Genomic DNA, 16,549 nt, shown 5'->3' with positions numbered 1-16,549 from the left:
AAAATGGCGCTCGTTTATTCGCAATAATTCAAGTCATGCAAACATTTTCAAATTCAGACGCGCAAGTCGATCAGATCAAGCTGCCGCCTCACTCGGTCGAAGCCGAGCAGTCGGTGTTGGGCGGACTGATGCTCGAGTCTTCCGCGCTGGATAAGATTACGGATATCCTTGGTGAGGATGATTTTTATCGTCGCGAGCACCGGCTGATTTACCGGCACATCGTGCGCATGAGTGAACAGGCCAAGCCCGTCGATGTGATTACCGTCGCCGAAGCGCTGGAAAACAGCGATGAACTGGATAAGGCCGGTGGGCTTTCCTATCTTGGCAGTCTGGTACAGAACGTTCCTTCTGCTGCCAATATTCGCCGTTACGGCGAGATTGTGCGGGAGCGCTCCGTCATGCGTCGCCTGGCCGAGGTCGGCTCCGATATTGCTGCCAGCGCCTATAACCCGACGGGGCGCGATGCCGGGCAATTGCTCGACGAGGCCGAGGCTAAGGTGTTCGAGATCGCTGAATCCGGTGCCAAGGGTAAGTCCGGATTTATCGGCATGCCGCCTTTGCTGGTTAAGGTCGTCGAGCGCATTGAGACGCTGTACGGGCGCGACAATGCCAGTGAAGTGACGGGGACTTCAACCGGTTTTGCCGATCTGGATAAAATGACTTCCGGTCTGCAACCCGGTGATCTTGTGATTGTGGCAGGACGTCCGAGTATGGGTAAAACGGCCTTTTCGATTAATGTTGCAGAAAATATTGCGCTGGACAGTAAGTTGCCGGTGGCGATTTTCAGTATGGAAATGGGCGCCGAGCAACTGGCGATGCGTATGCTAGGTTCTGTCGGTAAGCTCAATCAGCAGGATTTGCGTTCCGGTAAGCTGCAAGATGACGATTGGGGGCGTTTGACGCATGCGCTGGGTAAGCTTAACGATGCGCCTTTGTTTATTGATGAGACGGCGGCCTTGTCCTCGCTGGATCTGCGTGCCAGAGCTCGCCGGCTGCATCGCCAGTATGGTCAGCTTGGCCTGATCGTTGTCGATTACCTGCAGCTGATGAGTTCGAATGCGGGCAAGGCGAGCGAAAATCGTGCGACGGAAATTTCAGAAATCTCGCGAGGTCTGAAGGGATTGGCCAAAGAGTTGCAATGCCCGGTGATGGCGCTCTCGCAGCTCAACCGTTCTCTCGAACAGCGTCCCAACAAGCGGCCGGTCATGTCCGACTTGCGCGAATCCGGCGCGATCGAGCAGGATGCCGATTTGATCCTGTTTATTTACCGCGACGAAGTCTACAACAAGGAAACGGATGATAAGGGAATTGCTGAAATTATCATCGGCAAGCAGCGTAACGGCCCGATCGGCACGGTCGCGCTGGCCTTCCGTGGGGAATTTACGCGTTTTGACAATTTAGCTTCGGGCGGCTACAGGGGGTCGTCGGAGTAGCGCAAATTGATCGTTGCCCTCTATAAATTTTTTTGGTTGGATTAATGCGAGTATGAACAAATTCTTAAAGAAACTTCATCCCGGCTACAGCCTGCGAGCGCAAATTAGTCTGGCGTCGGCGGTCATGGTGCTGTTGCTGTCAGCTGCGATCGGTTTTTATGCTGCGGATGTCAGCAAAAGGCAGATTGAAGAAAGCGAAGGCAATGCCTTTGAGCTGCGTGCCAAAAATGCGCTGGATGTGCTCGATCGCGGCATGTTCGAGCGAAGCCGCGAAATTCAGAATGCGGCGATTCTCAATGAAATTCGCGACCCCTTGGCACCGATTGAGCACAAACGGGAAATTCTGACCCGGCTTCAGGCAACCTTTAACGCCTATGCGTGGATAGGTATTTGCGATCCTGACGGGGTGGGGCTGGTGGGTACCGGGCGCTATCTGGAAGGCAAGGATTTGAGTAAACGTCCCTGGTGCAGCAAGGGGCGCGATAAAACTTACATTGGCGATGTGCATGATGCGCTGCTGCTCTCTAAACTGTTGCCCAATCCCAGTGGCGAAATGTTCTATCTGGTCGATGTGGCCGCCCCCGTTTTGGATAGGCAAGGCGTATTGCAGGGAGTGTTGTGCGGGCATATTTTCTGGCGCTGGGCCGAGGAAGTGCTCGACAGCAAGAAGACGCCGGGCAAGGACATTTTTCTGATTAGCAGCGATGGAACGGTGCTGTCAGGTCCCGCCAAACCGCAGAGTAAACTCGCTGATCTGTCTCCCGCTGCAATGCAGGCCATCAGTACAAACCAGAGTGGGGGTTCTCAACTGGTGAAATGGAATGATGGAAAAACTTATCTGGTTGGTTTTTCAAAGTCATCAGGTTATCGGGAGTATCAGGGCTTGGGGTGGGCTAGTCTGGTGCGGCAGGATGTCAACACGGCATTCGCGCCGGCACGTCAGTTGCAGCAGCATATCTGGCTTGTCGGTGCTGCCTTGGGGCTACTGTTCGCCTGGTTGGGCTGGTTGATGGCCGGCCGTATTGCGCGGCCGATTTCACTGATCAGTCAAGCTGCCGACAAGGTGGCTGGGGGGGATCTTGAATATGAATTGCCCGCCCGCTTGGGCGAGGGTGAGGTCGCCCATCTGTCGACGGCAATTCACGACATGGTGGTCAATCTGACTCATGAAATCAAACAGCGCAAGGAAGCGGAACAGGGCTTGAGACTGTCCGCCAAGGTGTTTGAAAGCAACACTGAAGCGATCATGATTACCGATGCCGAACAAAATATTGTCATGGTAAATCAGGCATTTACCCAGATTACCGGCTACGGGGCGGATGAAGTGTTAGGGCAGCGTCCGAAGCTGCTCTCCTCAGGGAGGCATGGTCCGGAGTTTTATGAGGCGTTTTGGCATGCGCTCCGTGCAAACGATTTATGGCGCGGTGAAATCTGGAATAAACGCAAAAATGGTGAAATTTTCCCTGAGTGGGTGACGATTAGCGCGCTGCGTGACGAGACATCGCAGATCAGTCATTATGTGGCTGTTTTCCTCGATATTACCGAGCGTAAGAAAGAAGAGGAGCGCATCAACTATCTGGCAAATTACGATGTCTTGACGGGCTTGCCTAATCGTTATTTGCTAAGCGATCGCATCGAACAGGCTTTTTCGTCAGCACAGCGTAATAATTTCAAGGTTGCTGTGCTGTTTATCGATCTGGATTACTTCAAAAATATCAATGATTCGTTAGGGCATGATATCGGTGATGCGCTACTTAAACTGGTTGCCGCAAGGCTAAAAACTTGTCTGCGGCGCAGTGATACGATCGCCAGACTAGGGGGGGATGAGTTTGTCGCGCTCCTGAGTGAGCTTGATTCGTCGGAGGAAGTGATCTTTGTCGCCGAGAAGATGATCGAGTCGCTGACCGAAAAGTTCACGTTGGGTGAGTATCAATTGTCGATTACGCCCAGTATCGGCATTTGTATTTATCCGGATGACGGCGAGACGTCGGTCGAGTTGTTACGCAATGCGGATCTTGCAATGTATCAGGCTAAAGATGATGGCCGTAATAATTTCAAGTTTTACTCTCCGGATATGAATCGCAAGGCGCTCGAACGGTTGAAGCTTGAAACCTTTCTGCGCGTGGCCATTGTTCAGCAACAACTGTCAGTGTATTACCAGCCCAAGGTCAGCGTGCTGAGCGGAAAAATGACCGGTATGGAGGCCTTGTTGCGTTGGCAGCATCCCGAATTAGGGTTTATTTCGCCAGCCGTGTTTATTCCTATCGCCGAGGAGACGGGGTTAATCAATGAAATCGGTGACTGGGTGTTGCGCCAGAGTTGTTTGCAGGCGCGATTGTGGCAGGCGCAGGGCTATGACATTGTGCCGATCGCGGTTAACCTGTCCGCGCGTCAGCTCAAGCAGGATAATTTTGCTGCCCGGGTTGTGACGATTTTGCGTGAGGCGGGGCTCGATGCGCACTACTTGGTACTGGAAATCACCGAAAGTATGTTGATGAGTACCGGTGAATCAGGTCTTCAGATACTCGAACAATTGCGCGATGACGGTGTTAGGTTGGCGTTGGATGATTTTGGTACGGGTTATTCTTCTTTGAGCCGGCTGAAAAATCTCCCGCTGGATAGTCTTAAAATTGACCAGTCCTTTGTGCGTGACATTGTCACCGATCCAAATGATGCCAGCATAGTCAGTGCGACTGCAGTACTGGCACACGCTCTGAATCTGAAGGTGACAGCAGAAGGGGTTGAAACTCAGGAGCAGTTGGATTTCATTCGTATGCTCAATTGCGAGGAATATCAGGGCTATTTGTTCAGTCGCCCAATCCCGGCTAGTGAGGTTGTAAAGTATTTTTTACCCGATTGATGCGATAGTATTTGAACCTGTGACATGTTTCAGATACAATGCGCCCTCTTCAAAAGGAGCGTAGCTCAGTTGGTTAGAGCACTTGGTCGACATCCAAGGGGTCAGCAGTTCGAGTCTGCTCGTTCCTACCAAATTACTGTATTAAATCAATCGCTTAGCGCTTACCCGTTAGGCGATTTTTCTTTTCAGTAAAGTGATTGCCGGACTTTTGCCGGACTTGCTTCGGCACACACGATTAACTCCATCCAGTAACTCTTCGATTTCTGGTGCGGAATAGTGCGATGTAATGTCACCATTCTTGTGTCCTAGCAAAACCTTCCGTGTTTCCAGTGGAACGCCTGCTGCTCTGAGTCGTCTGCCAAACGTGTGCTTCAAGTCGTGTACTCTGACATTTGCAAGTCCTGGCATTGCGGATTCCAAGAACTTCTTCAACTCATCCGTCATAAGAATCCCACGCTGACCTTCGCGCAACAAATCCACAGGAATAGTCTTTCCAGAAGCCATGTACATGTTCATCGCGGTTCTGAGTCTAGCTTTGTCCCAAGCGGAGTTGTTCATTCGACCAGTCTGATTACCTTCATACGTAAAAACTAATTCTGGATGTATTCCACGGCAACTATCCACCACTGATCGTGCTACGTCATTTAATACGACCAATCTGTCCTCACCATTTTTCACACCAGAATACGCTGTGCGACCACCAAAATCTTCTGGGATCAGGAAAACACTCGTACCTAGCTCCGGTACGTCAATTTCCCAATCCCATCTCAAATGGCAAACTTCTTGCTCACGTGTACCAGTATTTACCTTGAACAAAGCCATTCTGGCAAGATGATCAGGCAGTTCTTGCATGAATACGGTTTGCTCTTCCCAAGAAATTGGATAAGGTTTACGCGCATCGTGAGTTGGAAGCATGGATAACAATGGCGGTGTTTCTAGCCAAGTCAATCCATGCTCGTCACGCCATTTACGTGCACTCAAACTCAAAATCCGACGAACGACACTCAAGGCGTTGTTAATACTCTTCGACTTGATACCAGCCTTACGTCTTGCGGTGATATATGCCTGTAGCGTGCCATCGTGTAACTTGCTTAGTTGCATTTCCCCGATGAAAGGGTCAAGCGACTGAAGCATGTAAGCATCCGTTACAACAGATGCCTTGTGCTGGTTGTCAGATAGGTACTTGGTTGCAGCGACCCTAAAAATACGATCAGGTCGTACACCATAGACCGATGCCTGGCGAATTTCTTCCAAACGTCGAGCTAAGTACCTTTCCGCTTCGTCTTGGTCACTCGTTCCACAGCTTTCGTGAATTGTGCGGCCGTTGACAACTTTGTCGATGTGCCAGATACCACCCGTCTGGTTGGGACGTCTTCTAAGTCCTGTTGCAGCTGTTCTTCCCATTGCTCTTCTCCTTGTTTATAAAGAGCGCCGAGCCTTCCGTTACGGCGCTTATAATCCTCCCACCACGCATCCAAGTCAAATCGATCGTAAGCCACACCTTGCGTGCCAATTGGAACGGACACCAGATGTGGTTTGACTTCTTTATTAAACCGATTTCGATCCATACCGAGATAGACCGGAGCATCGCTTGCTCGGATCACTCTGGGTTGAAATGCGATTTGGCTTGGATTCACGATTTTTTCTTATGATAAAAATGCTATTGACTTGACCGAGGTTTAAGTTGGTAAAGGTATTAGATAGCGTATTTTGCATTGAAAAATACACTTGCCAGTGTCGAAAAGCATCTGTTTTAGTGACTACTCACCCCCTGAGATATTAGGAAATTTCTATTTCGTGTAATTTTCAGTATTAAAGCAATTTAATCTCGCCATAAAACTCCCGACCGTTCGATTTTTAACGAGCATATCAATCATCTATATAAAGATTGAGCTGAGTAGTGCGTTTTTTTCATCGTTCTTGAAAATAGAGAGATGCCTGCAATCTTTTATCGCCCGCTCTATGTATGTTGTAGCGGTTTTTCATGACTAGTTGCCGCTCAATACACTTGCTTAGTGGCATTTCCACGATGAAATGGATACGTAGGTTCCGGAGAATTTTTTTTTGAAAAGTCACTTTTCATTAAACAGAGAGTGATTGAGAGATATTGCGCGAAAAAGGATTCGTTGATGAAAAACAAGAGTGATATAGCAGAGACAGGTCCTTGAAAATTTGACACCGTAAGTTTTTTATGAGGTAATGCGCGCACCTTCACTTAAGTGTGGAGTACGACTGGCCAACGGCAAATTGGCTGCGACGGCGTACTGTTGCCCTATTTAGGAAAAGTGTACGAATCTCGACGTTTCACATTGGTTAGTCACCAATTCTCCTGTCGCTTCTCGCTACAAATCCGTCCTGAATTCCTACGGGATTTATGGATATCACAACTAAAGTCAGTAGCGGACAACGTCCAGCGAACCCTTGATCTGCCTTTGTCTAGGCAGGACATTCAATCTGTAATAAATCAAAAGAAAGTAAAGCAATAAGTACCCTCGATGCGGGCGCACTACATCCAGAACCTACATGCACGAAGCCCGATGGGCTTTTTAGCAGTTGGGTTGGTGGCATGTTGGTCAGCGCTGTATTGCTGTTCGTCGTTCTGCCTGATCTGTGATCAGGGCAAACAGACGTAGAGTGGGAAATTTGTATTGAAATCTGGAGGATGAAGTTACATGGATGTTCACGAAGACTATGTAGTTTGCTGTATTGCAGTTGTTTCATGCTTCACGTTTTAGCTTCACATGCACCCCTCTGTCACTTCAAAAGTGCCAGATTGTGCTCGAATATCATTAGCGGAGCCAGCAGAGCTGGTTAGGATGCGGTATCGGGATTGGGGAAAAAAGGGGGTCGTGATTTTATGCGACTGTGTCTAGTGGTGGTAGCTAGATGCACCAAGAGTGACCTGGCATGTGTTGAAAAGGTTGTTGAATTAACCCTCTGGGAAGGCCATTGCGAAATGGCAAAAAGGTTTGGTGACATTTGTCACGTTGTGCAGATAAGGCAGAAATGCTTACTGTGCCGCCCTTGCCCGAGTTACTTACGTACACACCATGGCTCAGGCCAAAAATAACTCTCATCCTGACGAAAGGTCAGGAATCCTGGCGAGGAATAACCGCATCTGATTAGATTGATCGGATTGAATTGATTGTCGCGAACAGACTGTGTGGTTACTTTGGCCAATCTACTTCCATATTAAAGGAAAGAAATTGTCATCTTTTTACACGAGAATTGCAGCCGTAGTGTTAATAACCCGTTTTTTTGAAGAACACCAAATTGAGTGCGTGCATCCGATGGTGAAAATCGGCCGTTGTGATATGCCCAAGTTGAAGCAGGGACAACAGGATGCCGAAGGCAGTGTTCTGATAGCCAGAAAGCATGGCTGTTTCATCCTTTTTGTCACTAAATTCAAACTGGTCATCGTAATCATTAATGGCTTCCACAAGGTCGTCAAAATCTTCAAGCAGATGCTCGATCCGTTTGTCGTCGTACTTGAACTTCCTCATCAACTTATTGATTGAATTACTCATGATTTACTTCTCCTGATTTTATAAATTTAATACTGAAATAATTGTTTGCGGTTTTAACCGCAGCATTCGATCTGATTGCCGATCTATAGGGGGAGGGCATCCAAAATGGCCTGCTATGAACCCCAGTCATCTCGCCAGGACGAGCAACGCGGTATTAAATCCCGCCGTGCCAGGCAGCATGCCTATGCCGGAAAGATGAATAGTTTCCAACATGGCAGGCTCCCTGATTATTTGCACGTCTGGCGCGCTACGCCTGTTATGCTGCCTCGCGGATCGTTTTTGTAAGCCACGCGCCTGTGTGCTTCAGGTGAGTAGACTCATCTGATTGCCCGACACGCATATCTTTCAGAGCCTCCTGCAGTTGAGCTTCCATTTCCTGTCCGGTTACCACTTCCGGCAGTCTGCTGATTAAGTCGCGACCGAGTTTTGTCGAACGGATGGTGCGCGCCTGCGTGGATGGAACACCTTCATGGTCTGTTTGCGGCGTGACATCGATGAGTTTTTCTTTGATGAGATTGGTAATAGCCGCGACCCGAGTGGATTCTGTACCGATCCCTTTTTCAGCCATCATCCGCAGCAGTGAAGACTCAGTAAAATACGTTGGCTTCCCGTAATTTTCGCGCGTCAGTCGAACCTTGACCGGAAACTCATCGCCCGTTTTGTAGATGGCCAGTTTTTTCTGGTTGGCCAGAATGTTTTGATTTTTCAGCAGAGCACGATCGGGTGAATCAAATGAAATGGTCTTCCACTCTTCACGTGAAGCGAAATATTCTCCACCGATCTCAATCGTTTGTGTGCGGTCAATGGTGATCAACTGATTTCTTTGATACAACTCGTTCAAACGAATCAACTCAAAGATGCGCGTGGCTTCCTCTGTCATGCCAGCGGGTAAATCATCCCTCATGGCGACGATAGCGTGATGTACGGCAAAGTCATCAGACGATGTGCCCGGCAGCTTTGTTGAGTTAGTACGGGGATAGCTGATTGCGCCGGACTCATAAAGCTTTTGAACCGCTTTGTAACCTTCATCCAGTGGGATCCCGATGTCTGCGGAGTCTGCGAGCAATGCAGTGAGTGTGTAGGGGAGAGGTCTGGGTGTCACTAGGGGGACTCCCATCTCATCGGTGTAGTTGCAACTTTTATCATTTCGATAAATTCCGCATTGCGCTCCTGCGAGTTTTTTGAAATTCACGATATGGTCACACGGCTGATCAGCTTGTATTAATTCCAGCAGGGTGTCACCCAGCATCACATAGGCCGTCTCATATCCGTCTTGTATAACATTTTCAGCTTGCTGGTCGTTGGTGACGATTTCATTAAGCAAGCGCGTTTTGACGCGACCGATGTTGGCCTTAGATTTGAGGAGGACGGAGAATGCACGGCTTAAATTCATACCAAACAGCCAGTCCATTTCATGGCGCACACGTCCAGCCTGGTAAAAATGATCGGTCTCTGACAGCGGACGCAAGTTTTGCAGGGATTTTTTAAGTGACTCTGTTTCCAGCGCAGACATCCACAGTCGCAAAGCTTCTCCAGAATAATTATGGGTCTGTAATATCTGACGACCGATGACTTCGCCTTCCTCATCAGGATCGGTGGCGAGAACAACCAGATCGGCCTGGCTCAGGTATTTCCCGAGATTGTCTAAATGCTCGCGATGTTCATCCTTGACCTGCCATAGCCAAGTTTTTGGCAGGATAGGCAGGTTGTCCAGGCACCATGGACCCGTACCGATATATGTCTCCGGCTTTGCTAGATTCAGCATGTGTCCATATGCATGTCCGATAACAACGCCTTCTGCGAAATGCATCTGGTCACGGCCTTTTTCAGCGCCAAGCACCTTGGCCAGCGTACGTGCTTGCGAAGGTTTTTCGCACAAATAAAAAGTGTTACGTGCGGAATGGTTTGTTGTGACTTTTACGGCTTGTTTCATTTTTGAAGCTCCTTTATGTATAGGAGTTCATTCTGCCTAAGTCAAATATTTTCCAAAGCTAAATTTTTATGCGGAGATCTAATTACGCGATTCTGGAAAAATTGAGGGAAAATATTGTTGAGAAACATGCAGAGGCCACTGTTCTGGATTTATCCTGTGACTGATTTTAGATAGGGAACTTTCCGGTTTTTAGTAGTTGGCGATTTGTTCGTAATTCAGTTCAAACCCCGTAGATGTGGGCATACAAATGCGGACATTCGGTAAAAGAGCCACAAACCGGAAAGTTTCTACTAGGTCATTTATGCAGAGCATAATTAAATCTGACAAGCGATAGCTGTTGTATTCAGGTGATGTAAGTTAACGCTAGGCATTCCTGAGTGATGTTGATTATGAAAAAATTGTTCTTTGGAAAGTTGTCCATTTCTGTAGATTAGAAATCCCTAACTACAAAAGGATAAATTATCATGGGTAACGGTTCTAAAATAATTGCTGATTATGTGGCCAAGCTATCGCCTGAGCAGCAAGTAGAGTTCAAAGAGCGTACTGCAAGAATGATCCGAGAAGGTCTGCCGCGCCGTGATGGCTTTGCACATTATGTGATGTATACCAATGAACACGGCGAGACGGTGACGACCTGTCTTTATATCGGTATCGCTCGCAAGGATAATGTGGCGGCGGCCATTGCACACATTCGCAATGATCTTGATCTTTTTGCGACATATCCACCGGAATCTGAGTGGCAGCTTGAACCCGATGAAGCAACTCAGGAGCGTTGTATTGAGGAATGGAAACGGGCAAATCCCGACAAGGTATGTCAGTTCGGTGTGATGGGGTTTATCTCAGCATGAATGGCGATATGAGATCCGGCATGGAAAGCGGCTTTACAACATTCGACGAATATCTTGAAGGTTTACCAGAATGTGAGCGAAAGGAAATTGAGGCAGGCTCGGCACAGATGATTAAAGACGGCTTGCCACGACATGACGGCTTTGCACACTATGTCATGTACACCGATGAGCAGGGTGAGACGAAGACGATCTGTCTATATATTGGTATCACGCGCAAGGAGAATGTTGCGGACGCGATCGTCAATATCCGCGGTGCCCTCGGGCTTTTTACGTCGTATCCACCTGAAACTGAGTGGGGACACCCGCCTGATGAAGAAACTCAAAGTCGTTGCATTGAGGCATGGAGGCAGGTAAACGCTGATAAGGCGTATCAGTTCGGCATATTGGAGTTTACCTCGATATGAAAAACAAGGTGCCCGACGAAGCGCAAATCCAGGAGCTGGTGAGGAAGGGGGAGCAGTGCCTGCAACCGCTGGCCGCTCGTGTTAAATCATATGGTTTCAGGCTGTTTATACGGCTGTCGGATGGCCGTGAGATTGAGCTACATCTTTCTGACTAAAAATTCTGGTGCTTGGCACTGATCTAAATTTTCGTTGGCGAGAAATTCGTGAAGTTAGCCACTACTGATTACGCAAATCATCAGTAGTGGTGTAGGTTATTATTCTCTTTGGTAAAGTCCTCTGCTGTGTATAATTAAACCACAAGGAGATTTATATGCGTTCAAAATTAATATTATTTGCAGGTTACTTATTCATTTTGCTTGGCGTTTTGTGCCCCGCTATAGCCGTCATCGTTTTAGTCAAAAATCATTCTGGTTTTCTAGATTTTTTTGTTGTTTTTTTAATATCTTTGGCTGGAATAGGCTTCTTTAAAACGGCTATGTACGTTATTAATATAGCTATCAGCGAAAGAAATATTAAAGTTAATAACACCTTTGCTAGGGAGCCGCGCAAATATCCTGTTCTTAACGAAGATGATGAACCAACTTCATTTCGTATTGAGAATAGCCTTATTGTCGGGTCATGTATAGCCGATATTAGCGTTGTCAGTCTTGAGAATGATTAATATAAATAAAGCAAGTGAACTCTCACTAAATAGTAATTTGTTAGTTTTTCTTCAATTTTTTAAGGATGTCCTGCAACTCTATTTTACGTGAAACACGTTTTTTAAGAACTGTTATTTATCCTTTGGTTTTCCATCCCCTGAACCACATATAGAATTGCATCCGTTATGAGTAATTAGGCAGCTCAGGCTGATCGTCAAGTCCTCCCCCGCCAAAACGCATAGCGATACACGATGCGCAACTGGTGCAAATAGTGCCAGTTGCGTTTTTTACTCAACCTGCAGCCCGCAATGATCGGTGCAAAATAGGCAACAAAACTGCGACGAATGAATCGCGGTCCAGTGATCGTCTGCATAAATCCAGCTCGAAGCTGCCCCATGCCTTCCGCTAACCGGCTGGCAATCCCGTCTGCCTTATTGTCCGATTTGTCCTTCATTCTCAACCTCCTGATATAATTAAACTTGTTAGATTCTATTTTCTGCCCGCGCAGTCACTCTAAAAAACCTTCATGACCCGATCAGAACTCATCGCGCAGCTCGCTGCAAAATTTCCACAGCTCACCAACAGCGATATCGATATGGCAGTGCGTACCATTCTGGATGAGATGTCACGCACACTCGCGCGGGGAAATCGCATCGAAATACGCGGCTTTGGCAGTTTTGGGCTCAATCACCGCCCTCCGCGCAAAGGTCGTAACCCAAAGTCAGGTGTGAACGTGATGGTGCCCGCCAAATATGTGCCGCACTTCAAAACGGGTAAGGAACTCCGTGAGCGCGTTGATGCCACTGCCGTCTCAGTGTAAATAGCCTCGATTCGTTGCCGCGCCGCCCATTAGTTCTTTTACCGATTCGACCACCGCATTGAGCAAGTTAAAGAAATCGATCGCCACGGCATTGAGCTGACTGATCAGCAACGGTTTGAATTGAGCACCGCACGCGTAATTCACTTGGGCATTGGCTTCATCGATTGCCTTCAAGGCATTGTCTGAATCAACTTCTAAGCGGCAGTACTGATTGCTGTCTGTAAAACCGATTACTGAAAAGGCATTGCTGTTCCTCCGGGGTGCAGATGAACTCTTAGGTTTGGCTTGCACTGGGCGGGCTTCATCAACCAGTGCCGGATTCTGCATCATCAGGTTCTCTATGAAGATCACCGAGATGTCCTGTGCCGAGGTAATCCAGTCGTAATTGAGCAGTTCGAGATATTCAGCTGCGATGCCACTCAAAAACGCATCGTGGTTATCCGCCAGAATCAGCGCATGGTGATACCGCTCGCCATACGCAGAGTCAATCCGGAAGCCGACAAAATAAAAATTTTCCCATGCAAGCTGCGCAGCACGATCACGGCGTGCGTCTCTGGGCATGTTCGATGTGTTGCTGATGTGTTCAAAATGCAATTGCGGTGAGGTGTTCAATGCAGTGTTCAAATGGATTCTCCTTGTTTTTGCTTGGGGTGTTTGTCGATAGCTGATGCCTTATTCTTTGCAGCCTTGCTGGCGGGCAGCTCGGCCGACGACATCAGTGCGTTGTATTGCTTGTAGAGGGCGTGCAGCGAGGCCATTTCAGCCTCGTCCGCTTCCGTGCTGGCTCTGGGGCGAATGATGATCCCGAGCATGCGCGATTCGATTGCCGTTCTGCCGGCTTCGATACACTTACACATTTTTTTATGGCTGATGAGCATGTGCTGTCCTATATATATGCATGTCGTGGCGTGGCTTGAGGTGATCAGGCCGCCAACGCCTGAAACTGGCTTGTGGCTGGGTAGGTCGTCACCAGCCGTTTTCCCTCGCGCGGGTTGTCAGTGACGACCAGCACCAGATTGCGTTTGGCATTCAGAAAATATCGACCTTCCTGCCGACCTTCGCGCATATATTTGGCCGCATTCCACAGACTGTTGCGCACTACCTCACGTACCGATCCGTCGGCTGCGATCTGGTTGAGTTTTTTCCAGGCGGCTTGCGCCGCTTTATCAGGGGACGTGGCGGCAAGAAAACGATCGGTGAAACGTGCCAGAACATGCTGCGTGATCTCGACTTCACCGACGCCCGCGATATTCAACGTTTCGCGCACCGGCCCGCTGACCAGCAGATCTTCAACTACTTCCTGCTGAGTGCCTGTAAACCAGCGGGTGTCTTTGTCTACCGTAAGAGCGCAGCCCGCAAAGCGCGTGGTTAAAAACTTGGCATAGCAGGCCAGATGCGCTTTGTCTGATTGTGAGCGGTGCAATTTTCGGATGGCGCCAAGCGATACAATCAATTGCGTGCCGGCATTACCAATCAGCTTATTGCCTAGGACGCCTTTGACTTCCAGCAGGTGCCGCATTGCGGCCAGCTCTGCGGCAATATGCTTATCTTCGATTGGTGCGCTGACACGAACCTTCAGGACACCACCGACACGGTGGCTGCTGTTGCTCCAGTACACCCGATAAGTGTCGGCTTGCGCTGTGGCGACAGTGTGGGTTTTAAGTATATTCATGATCTGGTCTCCTCTCTACAGTAAGCAAAAAATTGCCCAAGCGATCGCGGCAAAGAGCAACGCTGAGGTGACGCACAACCACACAATCATCCGTCTTTGTGAATCGCTATAAGGGAGGTTGTCGAGTTTTTCTGTTGCAACAATTTGATTCTCGGCAATCTTGAGTTCGCGGTCTTGCAATTTGAATATGCCGCCATTGCCGATCAGGTTGCTGCGAAACGAGGTGGTCGCAACACACATGCCGGTGGCCTCGTCATATGGTTGGGTGGCGATCTGTTGATGGTGCATGTAGGTACAGCCGTCTCTTTTTAAAATCACCCTTGTTGGCTTCATTTCTAGTTGCCCGAGAATGTAAGAGCCGCTGGTCAACCACAGCATCAAGATGAAGGATAAAGACAGGGTGCTAATGGCCTGTGATTTGTACCAGGGGGTTGGATCAGTTGTGTCTTCATCGTCTTCTTCCCCATCAGCTTGTGATTCAGGGATAGGGTGTTCTCCGCCAAGTTGAAGGACGGCAGGGTTTACGGTTTCGGGTGTTGCTGGTGTTGGTGTGTTTTGCATGTTTATCTCCTTTTGTGTATGCAAATAGAATGATGCCTATCTCGACTATTTTCCAAAGAACAATTTTGTAATTAATTGAATAATCAATGTTTTGTTGGAATTAGAAATTCACGACCATAAAAATAAAGATGCCCAGATACACCAGTGTGCCGAGCGCAAAGTAGATGAAATCGCGACGCCTTGCAGGGGGCCAAGGGCGATCCGGCAGTGCCTCAACCGCCACAATCTGACTGCCATGTACAAACACGGTGCTTTCATCCTCAGCCCAAATAAGGCCGTTATCGCTAAATGGCAGGTACTTGAAAGGTACTTCTGCCACACAGGTGTTGGTAATGGGGTAAGGGTGTGTTTGAAAGTGATGAATTTGCAGATAGGCGCAGCCTTCGCTACGCAGGATGAGCCGCTTGGTTTCAAAATTGATCGTATTAAGTGTCCGCATTGAGCAGGCAAACCAGACTGCGATGGAGAACAGCATGATGCCAATCGAAAATTGCTTGCTTTTGTACCAGGGAACAGCCTTGTCGCGGACGAAATACTGTTTGCCGCCTTTTTTGCTTTGCATCTGAATCTCCTTTTTGTAATGGGAGATTTCATTCTGCCTATCTCGACTATTTTCCAAAGAACAATTTTGTGATTTGCGCACTGCGCCTTGGACGCTTGATGTTCTTCGGAATTTACGGACAAAGAACGCCAGAAATAGGGCGCTTTGTCCGTTTATCCTTTTGTCCGCCGGAAGGTTTAATCATTGAAAAATAGTGCTTTGGAAAAAAGTGTGATTCTGTAGAGTGAATGAACAGCTGAATGCGAACAGATTTTTTTGTCGTGTTCACGCGATTAATTTAAGGAGGAGTTCATCACAATGCATAACCGTAATAACGCGATTTCGTCATCGCCTGTTTTACCACCCGTCATGAGGAATTTGCCAACTTCAGGTTTGCGCACGGTTCCGCAGCGACTTAAAAACCTAGACTACCGCAGCCGTGAATATCTGACGGAACATGAAGTTGATCAGCTTATTTCCGCTGCCGGAAAAGTGGGGCGGCATGGACATCGCGATGCAACGTTGATCATGCTGACCTATCGTCACGGTCTGCGTGTCAGTGAATTGGTCAGTCTGCGCTGGGATCAGGTCGACCTGCGGCAGGGTTTGATGCACATCAACCGATTGAAGCAGGGAAATCCCAGTGTGCATCCGATACGCGGCCCAGAATTGCGCGCCTTGCGACGACTGCAGCGTGATTATCCGGTGCTGCCTTATCTTTTTAGCAGCGAGCGCAAGGCGCCGCTTACTGATGATGCGATTCGGAAAATTGTTGGTCGGGCAGGGGTGGAGGCCCGATTGCCGTTTACGGTTCATCCCCACATGTTGCGGCATGCCTGTGGCTATAAGCTTGCGCAGGCAGGTCAAGATACCCGTGCCATCCAGCATTATCTGGGGCACAGAAATATTCAGCACACCGTGCGATATACCCAGCTGTCATCAGACAGATTCAAAAATTTTTGGAAGGACTAAGAAAATGAAACTAGACGATAGAGAGGTGCTGAGGCGGATTGATACGTTGCTTCCCCTGCGCGCCAGACTGGTGACGCGGCATAACGGTGATAAAGGGCGATTTGAACTGACTGATGTAAATGGCAAGGCGGTGCTGATCGAAGGCGTTTCGGCCTTACGGATCATCGCATTGCTCAGGTTACACAATTACTCAGAGGCGTTTGAGGAAATAGCGGCTTTTGATGGCGAACTCGTATTCAGTAAACCCGTAACGCGTGCTGAGAGGTCAACCAAGCGACCTTACAATGAAATGGACGATCAGCCGCCATTTTCATATTTCTTTTGATCTGGTGTTTGT

Annotated in this window: 18 protein-coding genes and 1 tRNA gene; 10 read left to right on the top strand and 9 right to left on the bottom strand. The window is 48.4% G+C overall.

Translation table 11 applies throughout. The annotated features are described in order from the left end of the window. Positions 1-35 precede the first annotated feature (35 nt). From dnaB to GALF_RS09770, 3 genes are all read left to right on the top strand, one after another. A complete protein-coding gene (gene dnaB, locus GALF_RS09780) occupies positions 36-1,433 on the top strand; it encodes a replicative DNA helicase (RefSeq protein WP_013293897.1) in 1,398 nt (465 codons plus the stop codon). A 52-nt stretch (positions 1,434-1,485) separates the two neighbouring features. Continuing rightward, on the top strand, positions 1,486-4,293 hold the full coding sequence (locus GALF_RS09775; RefSeq protein ID WP_013293896.1) for a bifunctional diguanylate cyclase/phosphodiesterase: 2,808 nt from the start codon (positions 1,486-1,488) through the stop codon (positions 4,291-4,293). A gap of 54 nt (positions 4,294-4,347) precedes the next feature. After that, positions 4,348-4,424, top strand: a tRNA-Val gene (locus GALF_RS09770). 37 nt (positions 4,425-4,461) lie between these two features. Here the strand turns inward: GALF_RS09770 and GALF_RS09765 are convergent. From GALF_RS09765 to GALF_RS09750, 3 genes are all read right to left on the bottom strand, one after another. Continuing rightward, positions 4,462-5,697, bottom strand: a complete 1,236-nt coding sequence (locus GALF_RS09765) for a tyrosine-type recombinase/integrase (RefSeq protein ID WP_013293895.1) — start codon at positions 5,695-5,697, stop codon at positions 4,462-4,464. A gap of 1,838 nt (positions 5,698-7,535) precedes the next feature. After that, a complete protein-coding gene (locus GALF_RS09755) occupies positions 7,536-7,820 on the bottom strand; it encodes a hypothetical protein (protein ID WP_013293894.1) in 285 nt (94 codons plus the stop codon). Positions 7,821-8,076: 256 nt separating this feature from the next. After that, positions 8,077-9,753: a DNA topoisomerase gene (locus GALF_RS09750; RefSeq protein ID WP_013293892.1), complete on the bottom strand. Its 1,677-nt coding sequence runs from the start codon at positions 9,751-9,753 to the stop codon at positions 8,077-8,079. 464 nt (positions 9,754-10,217) lie between these two features. Between GALF_RS09750 and GALF_RS09745 the strand changes: the two genes are divergently transcribed. From GALF_RS09745 to GALF_RS09735, 4 genes are all read left to right on the top strand, one after another. Then, positions 10,218-10,601: a hypothetical protein gene (locus GALF_RS09745; RefSeq protein ID WP_013293891.1), complete on the top strand. Its 384-nt coding sequence runs from the start codon at positions 10,218-10,220 to the stop codon at positions 10,599-10,601. Between the two features lie 20 nt (positions 10,602-10,621). Continuing rightward, positions 10,622-11,005, top strand: coding sequence for a hypothetical protein (locus GALF_RS09740; protein ID WP_041938055.1), 384 nt, complete (start codon positions 10,622-10,624; stop codon positions 11,003-11,005). Next, entirely contained in the window at positions 11,002-11,160 is a 159-nt protein-coding gene (locus GALF_RS15730) for a hypothetical protein (protein ID WP_013293889.1), read from the top strand. The genes GALF_RS09740 and GALF_RS15730 overlap by 4 nt, the downstream gene beginning before the upstream one ends. A gap of 155 nt (positions 11,161-11,315) precedes the next feature. Beyond that, a complete protein-coding gene (locus GALF_RS09735; protein WP_013293888.1) occupies positions 11,316-11,666 on the top strand; it encodes a hypothetical protein in 351 nt (116 codons plus the stop codon). Between the two features lie 194 nt (positions 11,667-11,860). Here GALF_RS09735 and GALF_RS09730 read toward each other — a convergent pair whose 3' ends face one another. Next, positions 11,861-12,100, bottom strand: coding sequence for a hypothetical protein (locus GALF_RS09730; RefSeq protein WP_013293887.1), 240 nt, complete (start codon positions 12,098-12,100; stop codon positions 11,861-11,863). A 72-nt stretch (positions 12,101-12,172) separates the two neighbouring features. Here GALF_RS09730 and GALF_RS09725 point away from each other — a divergent pair, with 72 nt between their 5' ends. After that, entirely contained in the window at positions 12,173-12,466 is a 294-nt protein-coding gene (locus GALF_RS09725; RefSeq protein WP_013293886.1) for an integration host factor subunit beta, read from the top strand. Here the strand turns inward: GALF_RS09725 and GALF_RS09720 are convergent. The 5 genes from GALF_RS09720 to GALF_RS09700 all read right to left on the bottom strand — a co-directional run bounded on the left by GALF_RS09720 (position 12,458) and on the right by GALF_RS09700 (position 15,261). Beyond that, positions 12,458-13,090: a hypothetical protein gene (locus GALF_RS09720; protein WP_013293885.1), complete on the bottom strand. Its 633-nt coding sequence runs from the start codon at positions 13,088-13,090 to the stop codon at positions 12,458-12,460. The two genes, GALF_RS09725 and GALF_RS09720, sit on opposite strands and share 9 nt — an antisense overlap. Beyond that, the gene (locus GALF_RS09715; protein ID WP_013293884.1) at positions 13,087-13,344 is read right to left on the bottom strand and encodes a hypothetical protein; all 258 of its coding nucleotides are present in this window, start codon (positions 13,342-13,344) and stop codon (positions 13,087-13,089) included. Before GALF_RS09715 ends, GALF_RS09720 begins: the two co-directional genes overlap by 4 nt. Before the next feature lie 44 nt (positions 13,345-13,388). Further along, positions 13,389-14,138: a hypothetical protein gene (locus GALF_RS09710; protein ID WP_013293883.1), complete on the bottom strand. Its 750-nt coding sequence runs from the start codon at positions 14,136-14,138 to the stop codon at positions 13,389-13,391. A 15-nt stretch (positions 14,139-14,153) separates the two neighbouring features. Then, on the bottom strand, positions 14,154-14,699 hold the full coding sequence (locus GALF_RS09705) for a hypothetical protein (protein WP_013293882.1): 546 nt from the start codon (positions 14,697-14,699) through the stop codon (positions 14,154-14,156). Positions 14,700-14,799: 100 nt separating this feature from the next. Further along, on the bottom strand, positions 14,800-15,261 hold the full coding sequence (locus GALF_RS09700) for a hypothetical protein (protein WP_013293881.1): 462 nt from the start codon (positions 15,259-15,261) through the stop codon (positions 14,800-14,802). 297 nt (positions 15,262-15,558) lie between these two features. Here GALF_RS09700 and GALF_RS09695 point away from each other — a divergent pair, with 297 nt between their 5' ends. Beyond that, positions 15,559-16,212 carry a tyrosine-type recombinase/integrase gene (locus GALF_RS09695; RefSeq protein WP_013293880.1) on the top strand — a complete coding sequence of 218 codons (654 nt, stop codon included), beginning with the start codon at positions 15,559-15,561 and terminating at the stop codon, positions 16,210-16,212. Positions 16,213-16,216: 4 nt separating this feature from the next. Then, the gene (locus tag GALF_RS09690; protein ID WP_013293422.1) at positions 16,217-16,537 is read left to right on the top strand and encodes a hypothetical protein; all 321 of its coding nucleotides are present in this window, start codon (positions 16,217-16,219) and stop codon (positions 16,535-16,537) included. The last annotated feature ends 12 nt before the right edge of the window (positions 16,538-16,549 follow it).

Source organism: Gallionella capsiferriformans ES-2 (assembly GCF_000145255.1).
Classification (GTDB): Bacteria; Pseudomonadota; Gammaproteobacteria; order Burkholderiales; family Gallionellaceae; genus Gallionella; species Gallionella capsiferriformans.
This window is presented reverse-complemented; position numbering and strand designations above follow the sequence as displayed.

Bases quoted from the DNA above. Each gene is read 5' to 3' on its own strand.
- GALF_RS09750 (WP_013293892.1), bottom strand. From the start codon at position 9,753: ATGAAACAAGCCGTAAAAGTCACAACAAACCATTCCGCACGTAACACT.
- GALF_RS09740 (WP_041938055.1), top strand. From the start codon at position 10,622: ATGGAAAGCGGCTTTACAACATTCGACGAATATCTTGAAGGTTTACCA.
- GALF_RS09775 (WP_013293896.1), top strand. From the start codon at position 1,486: ATGAACAAATTCTTAAAGAAACTTCATCCCGGCTACAGCCTGCGAGCG.
- GALF_RS09755 (WP_013293894.1), bottom strand. From the start codon at position 7,820: ATGAGTAATTCAATCAATAAGTTGATGAGGAAGTTCAAGTACGACGAC.
- GALF_RS09700 (WP_013293881.1), bottom strand. From the start codon at position 15,261: ATGCAAAGCAAAAAAGGCGGCAAACAGTATTTCGTCCGCGACAAGGCT.
- GALF_RS15730 (WP_013293889.1), top strand. From the start codon at position 11,002: ATGAAAAACAAGGTGCCCGACGAAGCGCAAATCCAGGAGCTGGTGAGG.
- GALF_RS09710 (WP_013293883.1), bottom strand. From the start codon at position 14,138: ATGAATATACTTAAAACCCACACTGTCGCCACAGCGCAAGCCGACACT.
- GALF_RS09705 (WP_013293882.1), bottom strand. From the start codon at position 14,699: ATGCAAAACACACCAACACCAGCAACACCCGAAACCGTAAACCCTGCC.
- GALF_RS09745 (WP_013293891.1), top strand. From the start codon at position 10,218: ATGGGTAACGGTTCTAAAATAATTGCTGATTATGTGGCCAAGCTATCG.
- GALF_RS09725 (WP_013293886.1), top strand. From the start codon at position 12,173: ATGACCCGATCAGAACTCATCGCGCAGCTCGCTGCAAAATTTCCACAG.
- GALF_RS09735 (WP_013293888.1), top strand. From the start codon at position 11,316: ATGCGTTCAAAATTAATATTATTTGCAGGTTACTTATTCATTTTGCTT.
- GALF_RS09690 (WP_013293422.1), top strand. From the start codon at position 16,217: ATGAAACTAGACGATAGAGAGGTGCTGAGGCGGATTGATACGTTGCTT.
- GALF_RS09765 (WP_013293895.1), bottom strand. From the start codon at position 5,697: ATGGGAAGAACAGCTGCAACAGGACTTAGAAGACGTCCCAACCAGACG.
- GALF_RS09730 (WP_013293887.1), bottom strand. From the start codon at position 12,100: ATGAAGGACAAATCGGACAATAAGGCAGACGGGATTGCCAGCCGGTTA.
- dnaB (WP_013293897.1), top strand. From the start codon at position 36: ATGCAAACATTTTCAAATTCAGACGCGCAAGTCGATCAGATCAAGCTG.
- GALF_RS09695 (WP_013293880.1), top strand. From the start codon at position 15,559: ATGCATAACCGTAATAACGCGATTTCGTCATCGCCTGTTTTACCACCC.
- GALF_RS09715 (WP_013293884.1), bottom strand. From the start codon at position 13,344: ATGCTCATCAGCCATAAAAAAATGTGTAAGTGTATCGAAGCCGGCAGA.